Raw genomic sequence first — 26,184 nt, forward strand, 5'->3', positions numbered from 1 at the left:
GTCTTCACTCAACCCCGCTTCCCCTGGAAGAACGTTTTGAGCATGGCGGCTGAATCTGTTTCGGCCAGGCCGGAGTAGACGTCGGGGGTGTGGTGGCAGGTTGGGGAGGAGTAGAAGCGGACGCCGTGGTCAACGCCGCCGCCTTTGGCATCCCCTGCCCCATAATAGAGCCTGCGGATGCGGGCGAAGGAGATGGCCACGGCACACATTGGGCATGGTTCCAGCGTGACGTAGAGGTCACAGCCTTCCAACCGCTGAGAGCTGAGCTGCTTTCCGGCTTCGCGAATGGCAAGCACTTCTGCGTGGGCGGTGGGGTCATTCAGCTCCAGTGTGCGGTTGCCCGCAGAGGATAAGACACTTCCATCTTTTACAACAACACAGCCAATGGGGACTTCGCCGCGCATTTCTGCTGCGCGCGCTTCCTCCAATGCCAGATCCATAAAAGTAGAGTTCAATGTGGGCGTCTTCATGAGGGCCAAGCTAGTGCGTATTGCTAAAAAGTGGAAGCAGGTTTTGGATAAAGACACGCAAAAACAAGAGATAAAACGGTTTAACAAGCGCCAGATCTATGCAAAGCGCAAATGTTCAGATCACTCAAGCTGTCATCATTTATGAAAGTGTCAGGTGAGTCTGAGCCAACAAAATCAGAAAAAAATTCGAGAGTCTGCTTTTGCCCCTTTGCCAACTGGCGCCTCTTAGGTTATGACCGGGATAGAGCACGCCCGCGTTTTGAATGCATCCACGCGTCGCGCTCCGTTTTCTTATTATGAGTGAATTCTTATCGTCTGGTTCTCTGCAATCAAACGGAATGCACTCTAACGACATTCGAATATTGTGTGGCATCTGGCAGACTGCTGGGCAGCCAAGGCGGTGACGCCTATGCGAGCTCATCCAGTGTATCTGATCAGAGTGTAGAAAGTTAAAGGCCCCGGTTCGCCGGGCAAGAGCCAATGAAAAACAGCGGTAAAAAACCATCTAGCTCCCCCCGCAAATCTGGCGAGCAGACCAAAAAATCCTCCGGCGACAAAAAACCAAATCAGACAGTCACCGTTGCAGGCGAACGTATTGCCAAGGCAATGGCACGTGCTGGTCTGTGCTCTCGCCGTGATGCAGAAACATGGATTGAAGCTGGCCGTGTCAGCGTCAACGGCACCGTGCTGGAAACACCAGCTTTTACCGTTACCCAAAAAGACAAGGTTGTCGTTGATGGCAAACCTCTGCCAACCCGTGAGCGGACGCGCCTCTGGCTCTTCCACAAACCACGTGGCACGGTAACCACGAATAAAGACCCTGAGGGTCGTAAAACTGTTTTTGACATCCTGCCTGCTGACATGCCACGCGTTGTGACTGTTGGCCGCCTGGACATCAACACCGAAGGTCTGCTGCTGCTGACCAATGATGGTGGCCTTTCCCGCGTGATTGAATTGCCTGCAACTGGCTGGCTGCGCCGCTACCGCGTGCGCGCCTACGGCAAGGTGACTCAAGAGCAGCTGGATGCCCTGAAAGACGGTGTTGCCATTGACGGTGTTCTTTATGGCGCTATTGAAGCGACACTGGACACTGAAAAAGGCGACAACGTTTGGCTGACCATTGGCCTGCGTGAAGGCAAGAACCGCGAAGTTAAGCGGATTCTTGAGCATCTTGACCTTTCCGTGAACCGCCTGATCCGCATTTCCTTTGGTCCGTTCCAGCTGGGCGACCTTGGTGACAGTGAACTGCAGGAAATCCGTGGCCGTGTGCTTCAAGACCAGCTGGGCGAACGCCTTGTTACTGAAGCTGACCTGGACTTTGACGCTCCTATCGTCAACCAGATGGATACCCGGACCAGCAAACAAGCCGAACTGAAGAAGAGAAAGAAATCTTCTGGTGGTGCCGGTGGTGGCTGGATCAGCGCAAAAGATGCTGCTGCTGTTCTTGCTAAGAACAAGAGCAAGCCACTGCGCCATGGCAGCGACCAGAAAGATAGTGGTGGTGAACGCTCTGAACAGAACCCGTTTGGTGACCGTAAGCGCGTTGGTGTGAAACCAACCTTTGGTGACCGCAAGCCTTCTGAAGACCGTGGTGAGCGTAAATCCTTTGGCGACCGTGATCGCGGTGATCGTAAGCCATTCGGCGATCGTGATCGTGGTGAACGCAAGTCATTTGGTGATCGTGACCGTGGCGATCGCAAGCCATTTGGTGATCGTGACCGCGGCGACCGCAAATCATTCGGCGATCGTGACCGTCAGGCTGGACCTTCCCGCTTTGGCAGCAACGAGCGTGGTGGTTACATCAAGCCGCGCCGCGTGTTCAGCGCAGACGGCAGCGTAGATACATACACTCCAAGTTTTGATGAGGACGAAGGCAGAACCGCTGCGAAGCGTAAGCCGGAAGAGCGTCGTTTTGGCACCCGCACCAAGCGTGGTGACTTCGATTTGGCTCATGGCGGCACAAAACGTTCAGCTGAGGCCGACGCTCCAAAACGTGACGGTGGTCGCGGTGGTGACTTTAACCCTGCAGACAATGCGCGTTATTCTGGCGATACCGGTCCAACACCGGGTGAGCGCCGCTTCTCCAACCGTCGCTCCCGCGATGATGCGCCTTCTGATGAAAAGCGTGGTGGTTTCAATAAGGGACCACGTGGCGATAAGCGCGAAGGCGGTCGTGACAGTGGTCGTGACGGCGACAAGCGTGGCTTTAGCAAAGGCCCTCGTGAAGGTGGCCGTGATGGCGAAAAGCGTGGCTTTAGCAAAGGCCCTCGCGAAGGTGGCCGTGATGGCGGTAAGCCAAGCTTCAGCAAGGGTCCTCGCGAAGGTGGCCGTGATGGTGGCAAGCCTGGCTTCAGCAAAGGCCCTCGTGAAGGTGGCCGTGATGGCGGTAAGCCTAGCTTCAGCAAAGGTCCTCGTGAAGGTGGCCGTGATGGCGGTAAGCCTAGCTTCAGCAAAGGTCCTCGCGAAGGTGGCCGTGATGGTGGCAAGCCAAGCTTCAGCAAAGGCCCTCGTGAAGGTGGCCGTGATGGCGGCAAGCCAAGCTTTAGCAAGGGTCCTCGTGGTGGCGGCAAGAGCTTTGGCGGTGATAAAGCGCGTGGTGGTCGCCCAGGTGGTGATCGCTCTGGCGCGCCTCGTGGAAACAAAGGCGGCAGAAAATCGTGAGAATTGTTGCTGGACGCTTTCGGGGAACTGCTCTCGCTACGCCCAAGACACAAAACACACGGCCTACCAGTGACCGGATGAGAGAGACCATTTTTAATGTGCTCGCTCATTCCTATGACAATCCGGTTCAGGACGCACGCGTTCTGGACCTGTTTGCAGGGACCGGCGCTCTTGGTCTGGAAGCGATGAGCCGTGGCGGCAAGTACTGCGTCTTTGTTGAAGAGGCCGTAGAGCCACGTGGATTGATCCGCCGGAATGTGGAGACCACAGGACTGATGGGCGCCACAAAGATCTTACGACGTGATGCGACATCTTTAGGGGAAGCGGGAACCATTGCTCCGTTCGACCTCGTGTTTCTGGATCCACCTTACCGCAACGAGCTCGGCGAGAAGGCTTTGTCCAGTGCCGTAGCTGGTGGCTGGCTCAATAAAGGCGCTCTTTGCATCTGGGAAGAAGATGCGAGCGTTTCTCCAGTGATCCCTGACGGGTTTGAAGGGCTGGATGTACGCCATGCGGGCGACAGTCAGATCCTCATTCTCAGGTATCTCGGCGTGTAGCCCAGAGCGACCCTATATATAAAGAGTAGAAGAAGGCCTTTCCGATGTGGTTTCGGGAAGGCCTTTTTTGTTGCCCTCCCCTCTGTGTGCTGGATAGAGGGCCGCTGTGATGTGTGTGTGCGCTCGATGATGGCGCAGGTGAGCAAGGACTGTGGGCAGAGGCGAGCTTGGGGTCTTCAGCCAAACTGATTGAAACGGGTCGTTGCTATCCGGCGTTCTGAGGTGATGGCACCGTGTTGTGGCTAAGGATCTGGTCCGGTGTGGGTGGGCTGGAGGATGCATTGGCCCTCTGCCTCCTGAAAAACAGAGATTTGCGGGATTGAGGTTCACAGTTCGCATAGCAGCGCGTCAGTCCTCAAAAGAACGCAAACTTCCCCAAAACAACGCAAAATTCGAATACTTGTAAATACTATCACTATACTTATCATGGAGTATCACACCTCCCTGATATGAACTTCATTTGTGTCTATGATTCGAATGACGCAGCTTGCATAGGAAAAGGGCTCGCAAATCTGCGTAATTATTTTTTAACTAACAATAACAATAGCTTAATTCAAAGAGAAGCTCCCTTGAATTGCGTTTGTTACATCTACCTAGTTTGGGATAAAAGCGTTGCAGGAATGAAACAGCGGTTTCGATTAGCTTGATAACTCTAGGTTATTTTTAGAGTTATTATTGCATAAATAAGCATGTGCTGGCATCAATTGCTGCAGGGAATTCGCGTACACAACAATAAAATTAGTTTTGCTTAGGCAGCATTTGGGCCGCCTTAAGTAGTTTTGTCAATAAACCTTGTTTGAGGAGTGGGTTTCTACCCGATTTAGGAGTCGAATTATGCGCCACTTTACAACTAGCGCCGCAGCAGCGCTTATGATGAGTGCCACTCCGGTCCTTGCAGCCGATCTTCCCGTTGCACCGGAGCCCGTAGAATATGTCCAGATTTGTGACGCCTACGGTACTGGATATTTTTATATTCCAGGCACTGATACCTGTTTGAGAATTCGCGGTCGTGTTCGTGCAGAATACCGTTTCAACAACTTTGGGGCGGCCCCAAGCGACTGGTCTGAGCGGACAAGAAATTCAACATCCACTCGTGCACGTGGCTACCTCCGCATGGACGCCCGAACTCAAACAGAATACGGCTTGCTTCGTGCTTACATTGATTTGTTCGGAACAGTCGACACACCTGGCTTTATTCAGGATGACAGCTCTGTTCCTAACGTGAACAACCCAGTCGGCTCTTTTGGGGTTGAACAGGACAACACTGTTATGACGCTTGATTATGCGTTCGTACAGTTTGGCGGTATGACCATCGGTCGTGCACAGTCCTTCTATGACTTCTGGACCGGTTATGCCTACGGTGCGATCACCACCGTTGCGTACTCTGACCAAAATCTCTGGCTTGCTGGTTATACCTTCGATTTGGGTAACGGCTTGTCCACCAGCTGGTCTGTGGAAGACAGAACAGCTCGCCAGCAGAACCTCTTTACTGGTGAATATCTTGACTCAACCGGATTTAACCAAGGCTACGGCGGCATGCGCTTCCCTGACCTTGTTGCTAACATCCGACTTGATCAGGGTTGGGGTTCCGCACAGATCATGGGTGCTCTAACTGAGATCCGTTATCTTGAATCTTACCCTTCTGGTTTGCTCGGCTGGGCCGTTGGTGGTGGTTTTGAATTTGACCTACCATTCTTCACTAGCACGCTCTCCGGTTTCCAGGGTGTTGTTCAGGCAACCTTCTCACAGGGTGCGCTTGGTTACGTAAACAGTGACTGGCAGAACGTAGTCTGGGATGCGACCTCACTTACAGATGGTGAAGACGGAATTGCAACCGGTTGGTCCATTGCATGGGGTTTCCAAGCTGACTTCTCTCCTGAGTGGAACGCAGCAATTCAGGCTTCTTTTGCTAACGCTCGCTCCAAGTTCCTTTGGAACCAAAACCAGTGGGATGTTGTCGGTAAGGTTGGCTGGACACCAGTTAGCGGCTTCGAAATCGGTACTGAAGTTGCCTATCGAAACGTAGCGAATGGGAACCTTTACCCCGATAACTCTACTAACGGCGGTAACCCAACTCGCCCACTCGGCCAACAGGATATCATCTCAGTCCTGCTCCGTGTTCAACGGGACTTCTGAGGCCACATGTCAGAACCCATCGATTACTTAGTGTAATCGAGAATACGAACTGGAAGAGGCGGATCATTGATCCGCCTCTTCTGGTTTTTGTCGTATTAATTAGTGGCGACCAAACAAGCGTTCGATATCGGAGAGCTTCAGCTCAATCCATGTTGGTCTGCCGTGATTGCATTGTCCTGACTTTGGCGTTGCTTCCATATCGCGAAGTAGATTGTCCATCTCTTCAGGTCGCATTCTTCGCCCTGCTCTGATTGATCCATGACATGCCATTGTTGCAGCCACCAGATCCAGCTTCTCTCTGATGCGGGTTGAGCTGTCGAACTCCGCAAAATCGTCAGCAAGATCCTGCACAAGCGCTTTGATGTTAAGGCGTTTGAGCATGGATGGTGTTTCTCGCACTGCAATTGCCCCCGGCCCGAAGCGCTCCATAACAAGGCCAACTTCTTCCAGTTCCGTCGAGCGTTCTTCCAATCGTGCAACATCCTCTTCAGGAAGGTCGACAATTTCCGGGATGAGGAGCATCTGCCGAGATACATCGCACTTCGACAGGTCTTCTTTTAATTGTTCATAGACAAGACGTTCGTGAGCTGCGTGCTGATCTACAATGACCAAGCCATCTTTGGTTTGCGACACGATATAGGTTTCGTGGATTTGCGCTCTGGCGGCCCCTAGCGGGAAGTTTTCGCGATCTTCCGGTAACTGGTGTCCGTGAGCTCGCGAGTCTGCGGATGGCGCATCGACCAAATGATAGGCCTGCGTTCCCTGCTCGTTCGCCTGCAGCTGTGGCTGCGATTGATCCAGTGGCCCAGAATAAGGCGCATTCGCTTCCATCAAGCCTAACTGCGTTTCACTGGATCCGACTTCAGGGATATCTGCAGCGCTCCACACGCCGGCAGCGTCTTCTTCTGGTCGATAGGATGATTGTTGCCACGAATAGTTTTGAGGGGCCTCTCTATGGCCTTGAGGTGAATGCACGGATGCCCCTGAATGAACATTAAAACCTGCGCTTTGTCCCATTGGGCGGATGGCGTTGATTGCAGATTGGGTATTTGCAGTGGATGCTCTGAAGCCAGACTGGACGAAGGCATTTTTCAGCGCACCAATCATCAATCCACGAACCAGCTGTCCATCTCGAAAGCGCACATCCGCCTTTGCTGGGTGTACGTTTACATCCACCTGGTGTGGATCAAGGTCGATGTTGAGCACTACAATCGGATGACGATCACGCGATAGCACATCTGAATATGCTGCTTTTAGGGAGCCTAAGAGCAACTTATCTCTTACTGGACGGCCATTTACAAAAAAGAACTGGTGCTGTGAGTTGGCGCGGTGGAAGGTTGGCAGGCCTGCATATCCATACAGATGCACCCCTTCTCTCAGCGCCTCAATCTCCATGGCATTTTTTGTAAACTCTGCACCGAGTATTTGCCCGATCCGGGCGAGATCCGCATCATCTCCGGTGCAAGCTGGCAGTTCCAGCTGACGGCGGTCTAATCCAGAGAGGGTGAACCTGACAGTTGGGTTTGCAAGTGCGATGCGCTTGATGATTTCTGTGATCGCTGTTGCTTCAGCACGGTCGGACTTTAAGAACTTAAGACGTGCGGGCACGGAGAAGAAGATATCTTTTACTTCTACGCGCGTTCCAGAGTTCAGTGCAGCGGGTTCGATATCATTGTTCTGGCCACCTTCAACCTCAATTTTCCAGGCGTGTGGCTCTGAGGCGTGGCGTGTGGTTATTTCTAGGCGTGAGATCGCGCCAATGGATGGCAGCGCTTCTCCACGGAAGCCCATGGTCCGGATGTCCATAAGATCATCTTCGGGCAGTTTGGATGTGCAATGGCGGCGAACAGCGAGTTGAAGGTCTTCCTTCGTCATACCTGCACCATTGTCTGTGATGCGCAGCAGGCTTTTACCACCGGTCGCGGTGACGATCTCGATGCGTGTAGCACCAGCATCAACTGCGTTTTCAACCAGCTCTTTGACGACACTTGCAGGCCGCTCGATCACTTCACCAGCGGCAATTCTGTTAATTGTCGTATCGCTAAGTTGTCTTACCGCCATAACCGCTCCGTCTCAAAGATTGTTCTGCATATACATGGCGCATCCAAATCATATTTGTGACAGAGATTTGCGCTCAGTATCAATGCAAGATGAGCAGTGATTATATCTACTTGTCGTCGCCACCTGCTCAGGCTATGAGGATTTGGCTCAACTCTACTCTTTTTTCAAGAGCGTATCCAAGTTTCCTCCAAGAGAACATCATATGAAGCAGCAATCCCCCATCACTGGCCTCAGCCAGATTGCAGATCAGTTCAACGGCATTCTATGTGATGTCTGGGGTGTTTTACATAATGGCGTGAGTGCTTTTCCGGCAGCAATTGACGCTCTTGAGACCTATAAGACGCGTTGTGGCAAGCCTGTTGTTTTGATTACCAACGCACCGCGTCCATCCCATGAGATTGAACAGCATCTTCGCAGTTTGGGTGTTCCGCAGACCTGCTATGACTCAATTGTCTCGTCAGGCGATGTTGTTCAGGCTGATCTTCGAGCCATAGATCACGCAAAAGTCTATCATATTGGACCCAAAAAGAATCATAGCCTGTTTCATGGTGCAAGTTTTGACTTTGTGGAGCCGAATGCTGCGGACATTATCGTCTGTTCAGGTTTGAACGACAGGCGCGTCGAAGAGCCTGAAGACTATCGTTCTCATTTTGAAGAGTTATTGAAGCTGAACCTGCCACTCATTTGCGCTAATCCAGACATTGTTGCTGAACAAGGCGACAAGTTGGTCTGGTGTGGAGGTGCACTCGCAAAGCTTTATGAGGAGATGGGTGGCCGCGTCATCATTACGGGCAAGCCTTTTCATCCGATCTACGATATGGCGCGGGCAGAACTGAATGTGCACGCAGGTAGAGCGCTTGAAAAAACTGAAATTCTGGCAATTGGTGACGGTTTACCGACTGATATCAAAGGTGCAAATGCCCAGGGCATCCACGCATTGTTTTTGACGGACGGTATTCATGCGGCGGATCTGACAGGGGATGCCGAAGCCGTTGAAAGCATGCTTAAGGCAGAAGGCCTGCATGTGCACAGTTTTATGGGGCGCCTGAACTGGTAAGACTAAAGCAGTTTGCACCATTTCAGGTCAACAAACTGCTTTTAGATTTCTTGTTGGTGGGCAGTGCCCACTGACAAATTGATCGCAAGTAAAATCAGGCGAACAGCTTGTCGATATCGTCCTGCTGCACATCACCGAGCATAGCATCAATCTCATCCTGAGAGACGCCTTCACCCTTGTGCTGCGGGCCATGGAGGATCAGCTCACGCTTGCGGCGCTCTTCATCCGTTTCTTCCCCGCCCTGTTCGTTATGAGCTTCTTGCTCAAGGCGTAAACGTTCGACGAAGTTGGAAACACGCTCATCAATCGTATTCAGGGTGCTGACAACTTTAGAAATGCGTTGTCCAGTAATATCCTGAAACGCGCAGGCCTGAAAAATCTCCATAACCTGATTGTTGACGGTGTCCTGATAGGCTTGAATGTCCTCAGGATCAGCTGCCATGATGGCTTCAGCTGCTTCCATGATTGAATGTGTTGCTTCCTCTGTTGAAGAAACAATAGCATCCAGCTCCCGACCAGCGTCAGGGATATGATTATCTCTCATATCTGCGACACGAAGCTTACTGATTTCGGCTTTCATCCGTGCAATTTCCGCGCCGATTTCTGCCAGTTCCACGGTCACTGCAGGTTGGATGTGCTCAATGATGTCCCCCATTGAACCTGTCATAACCTCTGCAAGGCCCATCACATCAGTTAGTGTGACTTCGCTAGATTTCTCACGGCTTTCTTCCAGAAAATCGATGAGTTGCTGAATATCAATTTTGGTCAAAACACTTCCCTTTGCCTGTGTAGGGAACGTCTCCTCCAGCAGGCAAAATCGCCTGCCGGGTTAGAGCTCTACCCGACCTTGTAACCGGTCAGTTGGGTGCACAGAAGGGTAGGGGCGCTACCGTTATCGCGTCCTCACCCCAGCCCCTATTCTTCAGTTGTGCGCAAACAATTTACTCAGCGAAAACCGCTTCGATTTTGCCTTTAAGAGTTTGCGCATTAAACGGCTTAACGATGTAGTTGTTAACCCCTGCCTTTTTAGCAGCGATCACGTTTTCCGTTTTAGACTCAGCCGTCACCATAATGAATGGCGTCTTACTAAGAGCAGCATCCTGCCTGACCTGCTTGAGCAGTTCATAGCCAGTCATAGGTTCCATGTTCCAATCCGAGATCACCAGGCCGTAACGGCGCTGCTTCATTTTCTCGTAGGCCTCAGTGCCATCAGCCGCATCATCGATGTCCGCAAAGCCAAGTTGCTTCAACAAGTTCCGAATGATTCGAATCATGGTCTTATAATCATCGACAACCAGAATTGGCATCTGAAGATCAAGGGCCATGTACAACTCCATATTCTCAAGAGGCTGTCGTTGCCTCTCTGCTATACTCACGGCGACCACGACATTGTTCGGTCACACTGGACGCAGGTGTCCTTCCAAATAAAAGGGGTCCCCACCAATTCAACTTCGCGAAATTACCCGCCCTACGTTATAGTTAGGTTAATTTCTCCAATACGATTTCAATAATGCTAAAAGCCTAATTGTTTTTTAGAGGTCCGCTTACTAGCGTTTCCGCGCGTTTTACCGGCAATATTGCCTGTGGTTAATTCGAGGAAACACTATGCTCAGCCTTCGTCCACTCGCTTATGAAGACCTTTCAGTCGGCATGACCGAAGTTTTCGTAAAGCACGTCAGCTCTCAAGACATCGTAGGATTCGCAGAGGTTTCCGGTGACAGAAACCCAATCCATTTGTCGGAGCATTTTGCAGCAAAGACCCCTTTCAAAACTCGTATTGCGCACGGTCTTTACACTGCGAGCCTTATCTCAGCCGTACTTGGAACGCGATTACCGGGTCCAGGTGCAATTTATTTGTCTCAATCTTTAAATTTTCGCGCGCCTGTGTATATCGGCGACGATATTGAGGTGCGCGTGAGCGTTGCAGAGCTGATCGACAAAGGCAATCGCGCCCGGTTGGATTGCCAATGCCTGGTCGAGGGCAAGGTGGTTTTGGAAGGGGAAGCGATGGTCAAAGTCCCTGCCCGCGCCGACATGGATATTCCGCTTTAAGCTGAAATTCCTGCACAGGACTTGAAGTTTCTTGTGTCCGGCCCGGCAAACTCCATCTCAAGAGCTTGACGGGGCGGACTTCTCACGGCACCGTCTCGCAAAATTCTAGATGTTTGGAGTATGCTGCGCTCTACGCATTCGCGCGTCAGACTCTGAATCTCTCTATTCATGCGTATTTTAATCCGAAAACCGGAGCCACTTTTCGGTAATACGCTCAAGCGGGAAGTACAGTTCATGGGTGAGCCGATCAAACAGGCGCATTCTTTTCAGCATATTACCGACCTTGCGCAGTTTCCCGACAAACTGCGCGGCGGCGTTGTTGCTATTGGGAATTTTGATGGTGTTCATCGCGGACATCGGGCTGTCCTTGATTTAGCGCGTGATGAAGCTGCAAAGCGCGGTGTTCCGGCCCTCGCCATGACGTTTGAACCACACCCACGCACCTTCTTCCGGCCTGATCAGCCTGTGTTTCGTTTGACGCCTGCACATGTCAAAGCAGAGATCTTTGAAGCGGAACATCTGGATGGCGTGATCGAACTGCCCTTTACAAAAGAGTTTGGCGGTATGGCCGCTGAAGATTTTGTGAAGGATATTCTGGTTGGGCGCCTTGGCATTTCCCAGAGCATCACTGGCTATGACTTCCACTTTGGGAAGGGGCGTCAAGGAACTCCTGAATTTCTTGAGCAAGCTGGTGAAGCCCATGGATTTGCCGTGACCATCGTTGGCGCAGAAGGTGATGAGGGGGGAGAGATCATCTCTTCCAGCCGTATTCGTGCCGCTCTTGCTGAAGGCGAACTGGCAGTGGCGAACGGTTTGCTTGGGTATCGTTATTTTGTTGAAGCGACCGTTCAACACGGTGAGAAGCGTGGCCGCGAGTTGGGATACCCAACTGCGAACCTGAAGCTTGCCGATAATTGTGAGCTGAAAGAAGGCGTTTATGCCGTTCAGATCAAAATTGACGGCGTGATGCATGATGGTGTGGCCAGTTTTGGTCGTCGTCCAACATTTGATGATGGCGCACCGCTGCTTGAAGTGCATGTGTTTGACTTCACTGGTGACCTATATGAAAAGCAAGTCACAGTCTGCTTCGTCGGATTTATCCGTGCCGAACTTAAATTTGACGGTATTGAAGCCTTAATTAGCCAAATGGATCAGGATAGTGCTGAGGCACGGGCAATGATTGCCTCCATGCGCCCGCTCTCTCATCTGGACCAAATGCTCAATGCCGACGGGTAGTCACCCCCTTTAGAAAGATAGTTCATGACATCAGCGGCTACGAGAGCTGGCACTGCCAGCTCTGATAATGTGTTGCATGGCGTGCTGCTGATGATGTGCGGGTTACTCATTCTTTCGAGCACCGATGGCGTGGTGAAATACCTCTCAGAGTTTTTCTCTCCTTTGACGGTCGCGTTCTTCCGCTTTGCCGTGCAGCTCGTCATAATTCTGGCGATTGCTACTTTTCGAAAACGGAGCTGGCTCAGTCTTTTGAGAGAGACCACCCTGCCCTTGTTCTGCCGTGGCTTGCTGCTTGCGGTCGGCTCGGTGTTCATTGTGTTTGGGTTGAAGTACTTGCCATTGACAGATGCGACGGCAATTTTCTTTGTGCAGCCGGTTATTCTTGTTGTTCTGTCCTCAGTCTTTCTGAAGGAGAGAGTTGGGCCAAAACGTTGGCTGGCGGTATTGATTGGGTTTGCTGGTGTGCTTGTGATCATGCGCCCTGGTACTGGCGTCTTTCAACCGGCGAGCCTTCTCGTTTTAGCTGCTGCTTTTACATTTGCCTGCTATCTGATGCTGACACGCAAGCTCTCCGGGCAATCCTCTCAGCTCGCCATACAGTTTGCGACAGGCTTCGCTGGCAGTCTCTTTATTTTGCCGATCATCATTTATGCTTGGCTGACTGGTTTTGGTGGAGATCTGGTAATTATCAATCAGGAGGCCAACTTTACTCTGCCAACAATCCTGTTGTTCTGTCTTGGTGCCACTGGCCTGATCGCGCATGTTTTGCTGGTCAAAGCCTTTGAGAGAGCACCGGCATCTGTATTGGCTCCAATCAATTACGTTGAAATTTTCTCGGCAACTACAATCGGTTACCTGGTCTTCAATGAAATCCCAGACGAGTTTGTCTGGGTTGGCGTTGGTATGCTCATCTGCAGCGGACTGATACTTGCAAATGCAGAGAGAAAACCCTCTCCCTCATAATATTGAGGGGCGGAACAGATACTCTTTAGATAACTGCACTGAATAGCCTGCTACCGGCACTTTCTTTTGGTTGCGCAAAGGAATAGCTGGTGCGTCAATATAGGCCCTTACCCTCTGCGCTGGCTTTGATATGTCAGCGTATCCCCATTATCCGAGAGCAACATGACAACAACAATCGCCTCGACAGATAGTCATACCTCCAATGCCGGGCTACATGGCATTCTGTTTATGGTCGCCGGAATGTCTCTGGCCCCCCTGATGGATGGCACAGCCAAGTATCTCAGTGCGTTCATTTCGCCGGTTGAGGTATCGCTTGGCCGCTTCTTGTGTCAGGCGATTATTGTTCTCGTGATTGCGGGTTTCATGGGCCGTTCGTTCGGCTCTTTGATGAAAGAGGTCAACCGTATTCAGCTGGTGCGCGGTGCTTGTCTCGCGATTTGCTCAATCTTCTTCTTCACTTCTCTTAAGTACATGCCTTTGGCGGATGCGATTGCGATCTTCTTTGTGCAGCCGATGATCCTGACTGTACTTTCTGCCGTTGTTTTGAAGGAAAAAGTAGGTGTGCGCCGTTGGGCAGCTGTTGTGGTTGGCATGATCGGAGCGCTGATCATTATCCGCCCAGGATCCAGCGCGTTGGGTTGGCCATCTCTGTTGCCGCTTGCTGCCGCGACCTCCTTTGCAGTTTATCTTGTTCTGACGCGCAAACTTGCAGGGAGTGCCTCTTTGCTTGGCATTCAGTTCGCGACGGGTGTTGCTGGTGTATTGACGCTGACACCGCTTGTTATCATCGCAAGCCTGCTTGGGTTTGAAGCTGCCGCGTGGACGACACCAGACCTCACTCACCTACCGCTGTTCGTGTTGATGGGCATTATCTCATTTGCCTCACACGGGTGTATCGTGCTTGCGTTTGACCGAGCCCCTGCCTCCGTTCTTGCACCGCTCAGCTATACAGAGATCATCAGTGCAACAATTGTGGGCTTCGTGCTGTTTGGGGACATTCCGGACATGTTTGTCTGGCTGGGTGTTGCTTTGATCTCAGGTGGCGGGCTTTACATTGCACACCGCGAACGGACAGCTGCGAAGCGTCAGGCGGAGAGCGAAGAGCTTGTCGACAGTTCACCCAAACGCCATTACTGACTTCAGCGCAGCAGCTCCGGCCTTCAGGAAAATTGCCCTTGGTCTTGAGAATATTGAGCTTTGTTGTTAGAGGCTCTTTATTCCTAGGATAAGCGCTGCTAAAAGCACTCATTATGTTAGCCGAGTTTGAAGATAACAGGACTACTCCTTTGACCTTACTCAAGGTGTGCCAATTTCGAATTATTGGCCCGGCCTTCAGTTGAGACGCCCGCTGGCGCCCTGAAGTACCGGGAGACCTCCAACCGTCACAGAGACGGCGGGATTTTCAAACTTGCGCAAATTCCTGCGCTTTACCAAATGCCTATGGGCAAACAAATGCCCACATAAGCGGACTGCCAAATGACCGATACACCGAGCCGCGATTATTCGGACACGCTCAACCTGCCTAAAACTGATTTCCCAATGCGGGCAGGCCTTCCAAAGAATGAACCTAAGATCCTCGCCAAATGGTTGGACAAGGACCTTTACAAGGTGATGCGCGATCAATCCGCAGGTCGCCCTAAGTTCATCCTGCATGATGGCCCTCCTTATGCGAACGGCAACATCCATATTGGTCATGCGCTGAACAAGACCCTGAAGGACATCATCAACCGCTCCATGCAGATGCAGGGCTTTGATGCGAACTACGTGCCTGGCTGGGATTGTCATGGTCTGCCGATCGAATGGAAGATCGAAGAGCAGTATCGCAAAAAAGGCAAAAACAAAGACGCTGTGCCGATCAACGAATTCCGTAAGGAATGCCGTGAATTTGCGGATAAGTGGATCGATGTTCAGCGTGAAGAATTCAAGCGCCTTGGTATTGAAGCAGACTGGGACAACCCATATCTGACCATGCGCTACGACAGTGAAGCTGTGATTGCGAAAGAACTGATGAAGTTCGCGACTTCCGGCCAGCTGTACCGTGGCTCCAAGCCTGTGATGTGGTCCATTGTTGAGAAGACTGCTCTTGCTGAAGCGGAAGTGGAGTATGAAGACCATATCTCCCACACCATCTGGGTAACCTTCCCGATTGTGTCCGGTAATGAAGCGCTGATCGGCAAGAAAGTGGTTATCTGGACAACCACTCCATGGACCATCCCTGCGAACCGCGCGATCTCGTTCTCTAACGACATCAGCTATGGCATCTACAAGGTGACTGAGGCTGCTGAAGACAACTGGGCGAAGGTTGGCGAAGAGTTCATTATTGCAGACAAGCTTGCTGAATCTGTTTTTGAAGCCTCCCGCGTTGATGCCTATGAGCGTGTTTCCGATGTTGATGTGAGCACAATCGAATACTGCGCGCATCCGCTGCGTGCTGCTGAAGGCGCTGGCGACTACTTCGACTTCAACGTGCCGATGCTTGCCGGTGAGCATGTCACCGATGATGCTGGTACTGGCTTCGTGCACACCGCTCCTGGTCATGGTCAGGAAGATTTCCAGATGTTCCTGGACAACCGGGAAGCCTTTGCAAGAGCTGGTACTGAGCAGGTTCCGATGACCGTTCAGCCGGATGGCTCCTACTATCCGCATGTGCCTCTGTTTGAAGGCAAGTACATCCTGGACCGTAAAGGCAAGGAAGGCTCCACCAACAAAGCTGTTATCGAAAAGCTGACAGAAGTTGGCGGTCTGATGGCTCGTGGGCGTGTGAAGCACTCCTACCCACACTCCTGGCGCTCTAAAGCACCGCTGATCTTCCGTAACACGCCGCAGTGGTTTGTTTACATGGACAAGGAACTTTCCGAGGAAGCCAAAGGGGACACACTGCGTGCCCGTGCGCTGAAGGCAATTTCTGAGACCCGTTTTGTGCCAGCAACCGGTCAGAACCGTCTGAATGCCATGATCGAAGCCCGCCCTGACTGGGTTCTTTCCCGTCAGCGCGCATGGGGCGTGCCGATCACCGTGCTTGTGAACAAGGAAACTGGTGAAGTTTTGAAGGACGAAGCGGTTAACGCGCGTATCTTTGAAGCCTTCCAGAATGAAGGTGCGGATGCATGGTTTGAGGAAGGCGCAACGCAGCGCTTCCTTGGCGATGCATATGATGCTGAGAACTTCGAAAAAGTCGAGGACATCCTCGACGTGTGGTTCGATTCCGGTTCAACACACGCCTTCTGCATGGAACGCCGCGAAGACCTGAACCCGAACCGTAAAGGTTTGGGTGGTGACGACTACGTTCTGTACCTTGAAGGTACCGATCAGCACCGTGGCTGGTTCCACTCTTCCCTCTTGGAAAGCTGTGGTACTCGCGGTCATGCACCATATGACGCTGTTCTCACCCACGGTTTCACCATGGATGAGCAAGGCCGCAAGATGTCCAAGTCTTTGGGCAACACGGTTGCGCCTCAGGACGTCATCAAGCAGTACGGCGCGGACATTCTGCGTTTGTGGGTTGGTTCAGTCGATTATGCTGAAGACCAGCGTATCGGCCCTGAGATCATCAAGACCAACGTTGATGCCTACCGCAAGATGCGCAACACTCTGCGCTTCATGCTTGGGTCTCTTGGTCACTATGACGGCGAAGAGATTGCTCTTGCTGACATGAATGAGCTTGAGCTGTTGATGCTGCACCGTCTGGCCGAGCTGGATGTGCTGGTTCGTGATGCCTATCAGGCGTTCGACAGCAAGCGCGTGTTCTCTGCTCTGTTTAACTTCATGACTGTTGAACTGTCCGCGTTCTACTTCGATATCCGCAAGGATGCGCTGTATTGCGATGCTCCATCTTCCACGAAGCGCAAAGCCTCTCTTTATGTGATTGAGCAGCTGTTCCGTCATCTGACCATGTGGCTGGCACCAATTCTGCCATTCACCATGGAAGAGAGCTGGATCTACCGTTACGGTGAAGCGACAACTTCTGTGCACCTGCAGCAGTTCCCTGCTGTTTCTTCTGCGTGGAGAAACGATGAGCTGGCAGCGAAGTGGGAGAAGGTTCGTACGGTGCGCCGTGTGATCACTGGTGCATTGGAAATTGAGCGCCGTGAAAAGCGGATCGGTTCTTCTTTGGAAGCACATCCAACCGTTTACATCTCAGATGCAGACCTGATGGCTGCTCTGGACGGGCTGGACGCTGCAGAAATCGCGATCACATCCCAGCTGAATCTGTCCTCTGACAGCGCTCCTGAAGGTGCGTTCACGTTGGAAGACACTGCTGGTGTTGGCGTTGTGCCGGGTCTTGCTGAGGGCAACAAGTGTGCCCGCTCCTGGAAGATCCTGCCAGAAGTTGGTGCAGACGCTGAGTATCCTGAGCTGACACTGCGCGATGCGGATGCAATGCGCGAGCTGGATGGCGCGACTGTTTAAGCGAACGATGTGACGAGGGAATTTGTTTTGAAGAAACTGAAGTTTTGGGGACATCACAGTTCCCTCGTCCTCCTCCTTGCCATAGCTGGTCTGGTTGTTGATCAGTTTGCCAAGTTCTGGGCTGTCGCTCATTTCTCAGGTGGCGGTATTCCTACAATCCCAGTTGGCCCTTTTCTGGATCTGGTTCTGGTCTGGAACAAAGGCGTTTCCTACGGATTTTTCCAGCAAACGACAGAGCTTGGCCGTTGGGGACTGGCAGCCTTTACGGTTGTTGCCTCAGTTTTCATCTGGTTCTGGAGTGCGCGTGCAAGTAATCGGCTGGAAGGTTTCTGCCTCGGGCTGGTTCTTTCCGGCGCCCTGAGCAATGGTTTTGACCGCCTCTATTATGGCAAAGTCGTCGATTACCTCTATTTCCATGTTGGGGAATTTTCCTGGTACGTCTTCAATCTTGCCGATGCATGGATTGTTATTGGCGCTGCTGGTTTGCTGCTCGACACCTTGTTTATTGGCAAAAATAAGGATAGCCGGCCCTAAAACTGCCTAATTCTCAATTATATGTGGGGAATATCGGGTGCTTCTGGGCATAACTACACACTTAGGGCCTTCATGGTTTCGTGATTCCTGTTTTAAGGTGGCATCACTGGATTATGAGGACTACAGATTTCGCAGGCTGTCATTTGACCCGTGATGCCTGTCAAACGCCGTTTTGATGGTGATCGGGAAACAAGGGTAATGAAATTGCAAAGCCGTAGCAAAAAATTCGTTGTTCGGGCCACTTTTGTTTGCGGGCTCTCTCTCGCACTATCCGCCTGTATGACAGGTAATGGTGACTTCGATGATGGCACTGAAACCACCGATTTGAGTTTGATGACTGGTGTCTTGAGCGCCGTTGGTCTTGAGTCTCAGAAAAACACTGACATCAAGTACAAAGAGCGTGCTCCGCTTGTAATGCCGACACAGGCTGGCAACCTTCCGCAGCCAGATTCCCGCAAGCTTTCTGAAGTCGCTAGCAACTGGCCGGTTGACCGCTCCAAGGAAGAACTTGAAGAGATCCGCGCGTTCTACAAGGTAGAGCCAGGTGAGCCTTTGAGCATTGAGCAAATGCGCGGTCACCCTGCGCTGAAAAAAGCAGCAGCTCGTCCTCGCGATTTCGCAGCTGAGAAACGTCAGCAGCAGCTTCTTGATGGTGACAAGCTGAGCCCGACTGAACTGGCAGCTCTTGGCAGGCAGTATCAGGACGCTAAAAAACAGCTTGGTGGCAAGGATGTGGAAGCACCGATTTGCGCACCTGGCGATCCAAGTTGTACGCCGACACGCAAATACCTGACCGAGCCTCCAGTGGCTTACTCCACTCCTGTTGCAGGCGTTGCTTTTGCGACCCCGGAAGTGGACGAAAGCGAAGAAGTTCGCAAAAAGCGTGAAGCAGCAGCAATTGAAGACGGCGCTCGTATCGATATGAGCAAGCAGTAAGAACCTCTCTCACAGAGAGTTCAAGTCTTATTGAAAGCCTGAATAAACTATGAAGCAAGCGCGACGATGTTCGCGCTTTTTTCATTATAGCTGCAATAGATTACGAATAATTCACGAGGAGATTAACCACAATCACGGTATAGGTAGGACAGCTGTGTCCTGCTCATTTTAAAGGGAGCCCCCTACGTGACTGGTCGATCTCTCGCGCTTAAAGCCCTCGCTTTGAGTCTGGTTGTTTTCGCAAGCCCAGTATTGCCCGTGGCTGCGGATACGACAGGGAAAGCTTCAATCGAAGACTTTTCAAAAATACACATCGGCGGAACCGATGTTTCCCAAACCACTCTCGACAATGGCCTTCAGGTGGTTGTCATCCCTGACCGACGCGCCCCGATTGTGACCCACATGGTGTGGTACCGCGTTGGCGGAGCAGATGAAAAACCCGGTAAATCCGGCATCGCGCATTTTCTTGAACATCTCATGTTCAAAGGAACCAAGAATACACCAGAGGGTGAGTTCTCCAAAAAGGTTGCTCAGGTAGGTGGCCAGGAAAACGCCTTCACCTCTCAAGACTACACGGCCTATTATCAGCAGGTTGCCAAAGAGCATCTGGAAATGGTGATGGGCTATGAGGCTGATCGCATGTCCAACCTGATCCTGACTGAAAAGCAGGTTGATCCGGAACGGGATGTGGTGCTCGAAGAGCGTTCCCAACGCGTGGACCGCAGCCCTGCTGCCAGACTATCTGAGACATTCGATCAGGTCCTGTTTCCGAACAGCCCCTACGGTATTCCGGTGATTGGCTGGAAAAACGAAATTCAGGCGCTGAACAAAGACGATGCTATCGCCTTTTACGACAAGTACTACACTCCAAACAATGCAATCCTGATTGTCGCCGGTGATGTCACCTCGGAAGACGTTCTGGCCCTTGCCAAGAAGACCTATGGCAAGGTTGAGCAACGTGCAGACCCGGGACCACGAGATCGTCCGCATGTCCAGATCGTGCCAGGTAATCGCGAAGTCAGCCTGCAGAGTGATCAGGTTGCCCAGCCAAGCCTGCAACACGGCTGGATCGTACCAAGCTCAACCACTGCTGAGCCAAGCGATTCTGAAGCTCTTGAAGTGCTTTCAGACATTTTAGGTGGCGGCGCTAACAGCCGGCTTTACAAAGCGCTGGTGATTGAAGGCGAAGTCGCAACCAGTGCTGGAGCCTGGTACCAGTCTACCGCTTTGGATGACACCCGCTTCATTCTTTACACCTCTCCCAAAGATGGTGTTGAGCTTGAGGAACTGGAGAAACGTGCTCTGGCAATCGTGAATGATGTTCTTGAGAATGGTGTGACAGCTGAAGAAGTGGAACGTTCTAAACGCTCTATGCTGGCCTCTGCCATTTACGCGCAAGACAAGCAAGACGTGCTGGCGCGCATCTTTGGGACAGCTCTGACCACAGGCGGTTCTGTTGAGAAGGTTCAGACCTGGCCTGCTCGCATTGCCAAGGTGACACCTGAACAGGTTCAGGCAGTTGCACAGAAGTACCTTAGTGAAACCAGTGTGGCGAGCTATCTGATGCCTGCTGCAAAACCTGAAAATGCAGAGTGAGAGGGGACGCTCGATGAAAGCTAAAGTTCTTATGGCAGCTTCTGCCTCCGCTTCCCGCATGACGGCAAGTTTGTTTGCGTTGCTGGCCTTGTCATTCCTGTTCGTCGCTACCTTTGTGCAGAACAGCCAGGCCATTGAGATCCAAGAGGTTAAAAGCCCCGGAGGTATCACAGCATGGTTGGTGGAAGACTACACAGTTCCGATCATCGCGCTGAACTTCGCGTTTGCAGGTGGTAGTTCTCAGGATTCAGATGCCAAGCTGGGTGTGACCAACCTCTTGAGCACCATGCTTGATGAAGGGGCTGGAGATCTGGATTCCCAAGCCTTTCAGGGACGTCTTGAAGATCTGACCATGAGTCTGTCCTTCAGTTCTGGCCGCGACTTCTTCTATGGGTCTTTCCAGAGCTTGCAGGCCAATAAAGATCACACCTTCGAGATGCTTCGTCTGGCTGTGAATGAGCCACGTTTTGACAATGATCCGCTCGAGCGGATGAAAGCACAGACGATCTCTGGCATTCGTCGCAGCCTGAAGCGCCCAGATGCTCTGGCTGGTCTGAATTTGTCCAAGACCATCTTCCCGGATCACCCTTATGGCCGCCCAAGCCGGGGAACAGAGGATACGGTTGCCAAGCTGACTTCTGATGATCTGAAAACACAGCGCGCAAAGATCTTTGCAAAAGACTCTTTGAAGATCGGCGTTGTGGGAGCCATTAGTGCTGATGAGCTGGCCAGCGTTCTGGACAAAGTCTTTGCTAATCTGCCTGAGAACGGTGATTTGGTTGCGATTCCCAACGTGGAGCCTGTGACAGATAAGGCTGTTCACGTTGACTTTGAGAGCCCACAGACCTCCATTCAGTTCGCTCTGCCGGGTTATGAGCGTCATGATCCGAAGTTCATGTCTGCCTTCGTGATGAACCACATTCTGGGTGGTGGCTCATTCTCCTCATGGCTCTATGACGAAATCCGTGAGCAGCGTGGTCTGGCTTACTCTGTTGGTTCCTATCTGGTTCCTTACAAGCACGCAGCGCTGTTGATGGGGTCCACGGGTACACGCTCGGACAAAGCTGGTGAAGCGATTGATATCATCAAGAAGCAGATGGTGCGGATGGCGCAGACTGGGCCTACTCCGGCAGAACTTGAAGAAGCGAAGTCCTATCTGACTGGCAATTACGCTCTCAACTTTGACAGCTCCAGCAGCATTGCCCGTCAGCTGACAGGCATTCAGACCCAAGAGCTGGGCATTGATTACATCGACAAGCGTAATGATATGGTTGAAGCGGTGACACTGGAAGGTGTTCGTGAGGTTTCTCAGGACATGTTTGATGGCATTGAGCCAACCTTTGTTACGGTTGGCAAACCACTGAACTAACTCTTACGCAAAGCATGAAAACAAGCAGGCGAGTTGATGAAAATCAGCTCGCCTCTTTCTTTAGTGACCGCGGGTTTGGTGCGCCTTGCAGAACGTCTGCACGGACTGGACGTGGCGGTGAGAACAGGAAGCCTTGCGCACAGCGGATGTCCATTTCCAGAAGCTCCAGCACAGCGCCTTCACTCTCCACGTGATCCACGATCAGCTCAATGCCATAGCGTTGCAGCAAACTGCCAAAATCAGCCGGATGGATGTTGCTCTTGGCCAGATCATCTTCATGCAACAACAGGCGTGATGCATGCAGCTTTGCAAAGCGGAAGCCGCGATCAGCCAAAGCGCGGAAGTCCATGCGCAGATCGGTGATGCGGTCTACAGAGAACCGGAAGCCTAACTCAGCCAGAGCAGCGAGGCTCTCATACTCAATCGCGCTCATGACAGCGACATCAGCCTGCGAGAATTCGAAGATCAACAGATCTGAGTATGTGTCGTTGGCGCGCACGAACTCCAGAAAGCCCGGGAAGAAGTTTTCATCCATAAGCGTGCTTGGAGACAGGTTACAGAACAAACCCGCTTCTCTGTTGCGGGTTGCCAGACGCTTCAGGATCTGAAGGGAACGGAACAACAAAATGTTGTCGATCGCAGGCATTTGGCCGGTGCGATCTGCTTCCTGAAGGAACTCGATTGGCTCCAGCGTGTCGCCATTGGCTTTACGCAGACGCGTCAGGGCTTCGTAATAGCGAACACGGCGCTGTGGCAATGTCACGATTGGCTGGAGGTAGAGGTCCACCCTGCCCGCTTCGATGCTTGCACGAATTTCTTCGGCAAGAGCGGCATTGGGGTGATGCATGCGCGGAGCTGCCGGGCGCTTCATCTCTGGTGCGCGCGTCTCAGCAAACGGTTCCTGCACCGCACCCATCGGTTGACTTGCAGCCATTGGTTGGCCTGCTGCGCTCGCAAATGCAGCAGCTGCCTGACTGGCCAGATCAACAGATGGTTCTCTCACCGCTGCCTGCGGAGCGGCCAGGCGCTGAGCTGGTTGAGGCTGAAGCTGTGCCTGCTTGGTGCGTTGGTCCTCGATGGCAATGCCCTGATCCTCGATCCGGGTTTCCATGTCGGCCATGGCTTCGGCCATCTGCTTCACCAGAGAACCGATTACCTCCACTTCAGCAAACAGCGGGTCGATCTCTTCCCGTGTGCGACGCGGAATGTTGTGCTCGACGCCAGTGAGGCGGCCTTCGAGGTTTCCGACATCATCATCGATGACTGCAATCCGCTCTTCCAAGCGATTGACAGCGTCAGATACCGCGGATTTTTCCTGAGAGCGGGTCAACATGAAATGGATGAAGATCATAGTGCACATCGCCGTAAAGGCAACGGTGATAGCCTCGCCAACCGGACGCGCAAAAAGGTAGACCATCACAGTGCCACAAGAGGCCGCAATGGCTGAAATAGAAAACAAAATGGAAATGTTCGCCAAGCGCGTCATATCCTCAAGAGTACCTGTTGGTCCGAATCACAAAATACATACCTGAATTTTGCCGCATTTACTGAGGTCGTTCGAACCCTATACCCATTATATTTCTAGGGAAAACCCGTGTTGTCCCCGCAAGAATGACAATAGAGCTACATATATCATCAGCGCATACGATTTTCGTCACAATCCCGAGCTGAACTTCAGCGCGCGATTCTGGCGAACAATGATATTTATCAGGTAAGAAAGTTGCTCGAAGCGTTCTGCGTGAAAGAAATTAACTGCATAATGCAATCAACCTCGAAAACGAAAAGGGTTTGTTTACCCTGTTTGCACAAACTCAGGGTGTCGAATGATTTTCGACCTGATGTATTGATTTTTGAGGTTGCCTGCCAATGGGATCCCCCAAAGCTACCAATAGGTTTTTGAACGCCTGTGTCGTCGACACTAATCGTGCAGAGGCTCGTAAAACCAGTAGTGCTTTGTCGAAGCATGTTACCTGCGGACAACCTGCGCATGTTCTTGCGAGCAAAGAACATGCTGTCGCCTTTTTGCGACATACCCCAATCAATATCGTTATTGTCGATCTTGAATGCATCGGCGGGGAAGCCGAGCTTTCCGAGATTGTCGCTGCTGCGCCGCGCGCGGTTATGATTGCGGTCAGTGCCAAGGGGTCTGTGAGCCGTGCCATGAATGCCATGCGCAATGGTGCCCATGACTTTTTGACCAAACCTTACACAAGCGAAATGCTTTTGGAGAAACTTGAAGCACATCTGGGTGTCTTCAAGAGAGCGGCACCCTCACCTTCACTTTCAGCCGCGACTGGCTCTGAAGCGATTGTCTCCAGCGACACGTCTGGAACAGCTGCTCAGTTTGAAGGGTTTGTTGGTGCTTCCAATCGCATGCAAAGCGTTTATGCGCAGATCAACCGGATGGCGACATCCAGCGCACCAGCCTTCATTACCGGAGAATCAGGTACAGGCAAGGAACTGTGTGCACAGGCGCTGCATGCCAGATCAGCACGTAAAGGCGGGCCTTTTGTCGCAATCAACTGTGGAGCGATTCCGGCCAATTTGATGGAGTCCGAGATCTTCGGTCATGCACGCGGTGCCTTTACCGGAGCAGATGAGGCCAGAGCTGGTGCAGCAGAGCTTGCCGATGGGGGAACTTTGTTCCTTGATGAGATCGGTGAAATGGAACTCTGCTTGCAGAGCAAACTTTTGCGTTTCCTTCAGACCGGCTCCATTCAACGGGTTGGAGAGCATAAACCACGCTCGCTGGATCTGCGCGTTATCTGCGCAACCAACAGAGACCCGAAAACAGAGATCACCGCAGGTCGCTTCCGTGAGGACCTGTTCTATCGTCTCCACGTGCTGCCGATCCGCCTGCCCGCTCTTCGGGAGCGCCGCGAGGACATACCGTCCCTCGCTCAAACATTCCTGAAGAAGTATGCAGCAGAAGAAAATCGCAGATTTCAGCGTTTTTCGACCTATGCAGAAGCTCTTTTGTTGCAGCACAGCTGGCCGGGTAATGTGCGCGAACTGGAGAATGTCATTCGCCAGCTTGTGGTCATGAATGACGGTGATGAAGTCACTGAACTCATGCTCTCTCCTTTGTTGCGTGACCAGGCTGTTCCTGTTCTTTCCGAGATTGCCTTCAGCACAAGCGAACCTATGCCTTCTATGGGGCGGTCTATCGAACCGTTGTGGTTCCAGGAAAAGCAGATTATCGAGACCACGCTTGAAACTTTTGACGGCAACATTGCCCTTGCAGCTGCCGCCTTGGAAATCAGCCCCTCGACCATCTACCGGAAGAAGCAATCCTGGGCTGAACGGGCCGGTGCCTGATCAACTGCGTGGTAATTGCTTAACCATCGCATGAGGAATGTCTTCGTGACGCATGTCTAAGCTGCCTCAACAAATGGGGCAGTATTGTCTCCCTTAGATTTAAGAGCTATACCACCGCCAAGAATCAGGTGAGTGCCGCAGATATTGTGTTCTGCTGGCTCTAGGGGGCTAACAATGCCATTTACAGTGAGAGGGATGTCAGCTTACGCAAAAGCTGCAGCCTGTTCTATTTTTGCGGTTGCTTTGTTGGGTGGCGCTGCATCTGCTGAAGACAAGAGTGCGCCGAGCGCTGGCTTTAAAGCTGCTCAGGACGCCTACACCATTGCCTGGCAACAGCAGCCACTCGCTTTTACGGCAGCAAAATTCATCGCACTACCAGCTGAGAGTTATGGGGCTTACACGCCTCTGGAGACGACAGAGTTCCAGAGCGGTGATCCATTGACCGTTTATGCTGAGCCTGTTGGCTTCTCTTACAAAGAGATGGGCAGCACATATGCGATTGATCTGAGTGTTGACTTTGAACTGCGCAACACCACTGGTCAGGTGTTTGCTTCTCAGGACGGGTTTACCGCCTTGCACTCGGCAAGCTTCAACCAAATCCGCGAGTATCAGACATCTTTGAGCTTCAACCTTAAAGGGCTGCAAGCTGGAGACTATGTGCTGAAGGTGCAGTTTAACGACGAGAACTCGGAAAAGTCCGGCAGCTTTGAGCTTCCGTTTTCCATGAAGGACGCACCTCTTCAGAATTAGAGCATGTTGCGTTCATATGCATTCACGCACCAAGCTCTAACTCTTTAATTTTGCGCGTATTCTTATCCAAAAACCGGA

The 26,184-nt window shown here is 52.0% G+C and carries 20 protein-coding genes; 15 read left to right on the forward strand and 5 right to left on the reverse strand.

Annotated features, from left to right (window positions below; translation table 11 throughout):
* Window positions 1-8: 8 nt before the first annotated feature.
* A complete protein-coding gene (locus PsW64_RS01460; RefSeq protein ID WP_063302455.1) occupies window positions 9-440 on the reverse strand; it encodes a nucleoside deaminase in 432 nt (143 codons plus the stop codon).
* A gap of 510 nt (window positions 441-950) precedes the next feature.
* On the opposite strand from PsW64_RS01460, the gene PsW64_RS01465 reads away from it, so the two are divergent.
* The 3 genes from PsW64_RS01465 (at window position 951) to PsW64_RS01475 (ending at window position 5,824) form a co-directional block, all read left to right on the forward strand.
* On the forward strand, window positions 951-3,131 hold the full coding sequence (locus PsW64_RS01465) for a pseudouridine synthase (protein ID WP_063302456.1): 2,181 nt from the start codon (window positions 951-953) through the stop codon (window positions 3,129-3,131).
* Window positions 3,128-3,688: a 16S rRNA (guanine(966)-N(2))-methyltransferase RsmD gene (rsmD, locus tag PsW64_RS01470; RefSeq protein ID WP_063287173.1), complete on the forward strand. Its 561-nt coding sequence runs from the start codon at window positions 3,128-3,130 to the stop codon at window positions 3,686-3,688. The genes PsW64_RS01465 and rsmD overlap by 4 nt, the downstream gene beginning before the upstream one ends.
* Window positions 3,689-4,522: 834 nt before the next feature.
* Entirely contained in the window at window positions 4,523-5,824 is a 1,302-nt protein-coding gene (locus PsW64_RS01475) for a porin (protein ID WP_063287172.1), read from the forward strand.
* 99 nt (window positions 5,825-5,923) lie between these two features.
* On the opposite strand, the gene mutL is transcribed toward PsW64_RS01475, so the two are convergent.
* Window positions 5,924-7,885: a DNA mismatch repair endonuclease MutL gene (gene mutL / locus PsW64_RS01480; RefSeq protein WP_063302457.1), complete on the reverse strand. Its 1,962-nt coding sequence runs from the start codon at window positions 7,883-7,885 to the stop codon at window positions 5,924-5,926.
* Between the two features lie 202 nt (window positions 7,886-8,087).
* On the opposite strand from mutL, the gene PsW64_RS01485 reads away from it, so the two are divergent.
* Entirely contained in the window at window positions 8,088-8,942 is an 855-nt protein-coding gene (locus PsW64_RS01485; RefSeq protein ID WP_063302458.1) for a TIGR01459 family HAD-type hydrolase, read from the forward strand.
* 94 nt (window positions 8,943-9,036) lie between these two features.
* Here PsW64_RS01485 and PsW64_RS01490 read toward each other — a convergent pair whose 3' ends face one another.
* Window positions 9,037-9,711, reverse strand: coding sequence for a protein phosphatase CheZ (locus PsW64_RS01490; RefSeq protein ID WP_063302459.1), 675 nt, complete (start codon window positions 9,709-9,711; stop codon window positions 9,037-9,039).
* 172 nt (window positions 9,712-9,883) lie between these two features.
* Window positions 9,884-10,267: a response regulator gene (locus PsW64_RS01495; RefSeq protein ID WP_057464072.1), complete on the reverse strand. Its 384-nt coding sequence runs from the start codon at window positions 10,265-10,267 to the stop codon at window positions 9,884-9,886.
* A gap of 280 nt (window positions 10,268-10,547) precedes the next feature.
* Between PsW64_RS01495 and PsW64_RS01500 the strand changes: the two genes are divergently transcribed.
* The 9 genes from PsW64_RS01500 to PsW64_RS01540 all read left to right on the forward strand — a co-directional run bounded on the left by PsW64_RS01500 (window position 10,548) and on the right by PsW64_RS01540 (window position 22,038).
* Window positions 10,548-10,994, forward strand: a complete 447-nt coding sequence (locus PsW64_RS01500) for a MaoC family dehydratase (RefSeq protein ID WP_057464057.1) — start codon at window positions 10,548-10,550, stop codon at window positions 10,992-10,994.
* 234 nt (window positions 10,995-11,228) lie between these two features.
* On the forward strand, window positions 11,229-12,230 hold the full coding sequence (locus tag PsW64_RS01505) for a bifunctional riboflavin kinase/FAD synthetase (protein ID WP_063302460.1): 1,002 nt from the start codon (window positions 11,229-11,231) through the stop codon (window positions 12,228-12,230).
* Between the two features lie 24 nt (window positions 12,231-12,254).
* Window positions 12,255-13,193, forward strand: a complete 939-nt coding sequence (locus PsW64_RS01510) for a DMT family transporter (RefSeq protein ID WP_063302461.1) — start codon at window positions 12,255-12,257, stop codon at window positions 13,191-13,193.
* A gap of 162 nt (window positions 13,194-13,355) precedes the next feature.
* Window positions 13,356-14,330, forward strand: a complete 975-nt coding sequence (locus PsW64_RS01515; RefSeq protein ID WP_063302462.1) for a DMT family transporter — start codon at window positions 13,356-13,358, stop codon at window positions 14,328-14,330.
* A 339-nt stretch (window positions 14,331-14,669) separates the two neighbouring features.
* On the forward strand, window positions 14,670-17,603 hold the full coding sequence (gene ileS, locus PsW64_RS01520) for an isoleucine--tRNA ligase (protein WP_063302463.1): 2,934 nt from the start codon (window positions 14,670-14,672) through the stop codon (window positions 17,601-17,603).
* A 27-nt stretch (window positions 17,604-17,630) separates the two neighbouring features.
* Window positions 17,631-18,137 (forward strand): signal peptidase II, encoded by a 507-nt coding sequence (lspA, locus tag PsW64_RS01525; RefSeq protein ID WP_063302464.1) that lies wholly within the window; start codon window positions 17,631-17,633, stop codon window positions 18,135-18,137.
* 198 nt (window positions 18,138-18,335) lie between these two features.
* Window positions 18,336-19,073, forward strand: coding sequence for a hypothetical protein (locus PsW64_RS01530; RefSeq protein WP_208980502.1), 738 nt, complete (start codon window positions 18,336-18,338; stop codon window positions 19,071-19,073).
* 186 nt (window positions 19,074-19,259) lie between these two features.
* Entirely contained in the window at window positions 19,260-20,669 is a 1,410-nt protein-coding gene (locus PsW64_RS01535) for a M16 family metallopeptidase (protein ID WP_063287163.1), read from the forward strand.
* 13 nt (window positions 20,670-20,682) lie between these two features.
* Window positions 20,683-22,038 carry a M16 family metallopeptidase gene (locus PsW64_RS01540; protein WP_063302466.1) on the forward strand — a complete coding sequence of 452 codons (1,356 nt, stop codon included), beginning with the start codon at window positions 20,683-20,685 and terminating at the stop codon, window positions 22,036-22,038.
* A 43-nt stretch (window positions 22,039-22,081) separates the two neighbouring features.
* Here PsW64_RS01540 and PsW64_RS01545 read toward each other — a convergent pair whose 3' ends face one another.
* Window positions 22,082-23,524: an EAL domain-containing protein gene (locus PsW64_RS01545; RefSeq protein ID WP_063293708.1), complete on the reverse strand. Its 1,443-nt coding sequence runs from the start codon at window positions 23,522-23,524 to the stop codon at window positions 22,082-22,084.
* 380 nt (window positions 23,525-23,904) lie between these two features.
* Here PsW64_RS01545 and PsW64_RS01550 point away from each other — a divergent pair, with 380 nt between their 5' ends.
* Window positions 23,905-25,356, forward strand: a complete 1,452-nt coding sequence (locus tag PsW64_RS01550; RefSeq protein WP_063302467.1) for a sigma-54-dependent transcriptional regulator — start codon at window positions 23,905-23,907, stop codon at window positions 25,354-25,356.
* Between the two features lie 174 nt (window positions 25,357-25,530).
* Window positions 25,531-26,106 carry a hypothetical protein gene (locus tag PsW64_RS01555; protein ID WP_063302468.1) on the forward strand — a complete coding sequence of 192 codons (576 nt, stop codon included), beginning with the start codon at window positions 25,531-25,533 and terminating at the stop codon, window positions 26,104-26,106.
* Window positions 26,107-26,184: the final 78 nt, after the last annotated feature.

The organism is Pseudovibrio sp. W64, assembly GCF_001623145.1.
Classification (GTDB): Bacteria; Pseudomonadota; Alphaproteobacteria; order Rhizobiales; family Stappiaceae; genus Pseudovibrio.

Excerpts from the sequence above, each read along its gene's own strand:
- PsW64_RS01530 (WP_208980502.1), top strand. The coding sequence starts at position 18,336 with ATGAAATTGCAAAGCCGTAGCAAAAAATTCGTTGTTCGGGCCACTTTT.
- PsW64_RS01460 (WP_063302455.1), bottom strand. The coding sequence starts at position 440 with ATGGATCTGGCATTGGAGGAAGCGCGCGCAGCAGAAATGCGCGGCGAA.
- PsW64_RS01495 (WP_057464072.1), bottom strand. The coding sequence starts at position 10,267 with ATGGCCCTTGATCTTCAGATGCCAATTCTGGTTGTCGATGATTATAAG.
- PsW64_RS01510 (WP_063302461.1), top strand. The coding sequence starts at position 12,255 with ATGACATCAGCGGCTACGAGAGCTGGCACTGCCAGCTCTGATAATGTG.
- PsW64_RS01555 (WP_063302468.1), top strand. The coding sequence starts at position 25,531 with ATGCCATTTACAGTGAGAGGGATGTCAGCTTACGCAAAAGCTGCAGCC.
- PsW64_RS01545 (WP_063293708.1), bottom strand. The coding sequence starts at position 23,524 with ATGACGCGCTTGGCGAACATTTCCATTTTGTTTTCTATTTCAGCCATT.
- ileS (WP_063302463.1), top strand. The coding sequence starts at position 14,670 with ATGACCGATACACCGAGCCGCGATTATTCGGACACGCTCAACCTGCCT.
- PsW64_RS01550 (WP_063302467.1), top strand. The coding sequence starts at position 23,905 with ATGGGATCCCCCAAAGCTACCAATAGGTTTTTGAACGCCTGTGTCGTC.
- PsW64_RS01465 (WP_063302456.1), top strand. The coding sequence starts at position 951 with ATGAAAAACAGCGGTAAAAAACCATCTAGCTCCCCCCGCAAATCTGGC.
- PsW64_RS01475 (WP_063287172.1), top strand. The coding sequence starts at position 4,523 with ATGCGCCACTTTACAACTAGCGCCGCAGCAGCGCTTATGATGAGTGCC.
- mutL (WP_063302457.1), bottom strand. The coding sequence starts at position 7,885 with ATGGCGGTAAGACAACTTAGCGATACGACAATTAACAGAATTGCCGCT.
- PsW64_RS01540 (WP_063302466.1), top strand. The coding sequence starts at position 20,683 with ATGAAAGCTAAAGTTCTTATGGCAGCTTCTGCCTCCGCTTCCCGCATG.
- PsW64_RS01485 (WP_063302458.1), top strand. The coding sequence starts at position 8,088 with ATGAAGCAGCAATCCCCCATCACTGGCCTCAGCCAGATTGCAGATCAG.
- PsW64_RS01515 (WP_063302462.1), top strand. The coding sequence starts at position 13,356 with ATGACAACAACAATCGCCTCGACAGATAGTCATACCTCCAATGCCGGG.
- PsW64_RS01505 (WP_063302460.1), top strand. The coding sequence starts at position 11,229 with ATGGGTGAGCCGATCAAACAGGCGCATTCTTTTCAGCATATTACCGAC.
- PsW64_RS01500 (WP_057464057.1), top strand. The coding sequence starts at position 10,548 with ATGCTCAGCCTTCGTCCACTCGCTTATGAAGACCTTTCAGTCGGCATG.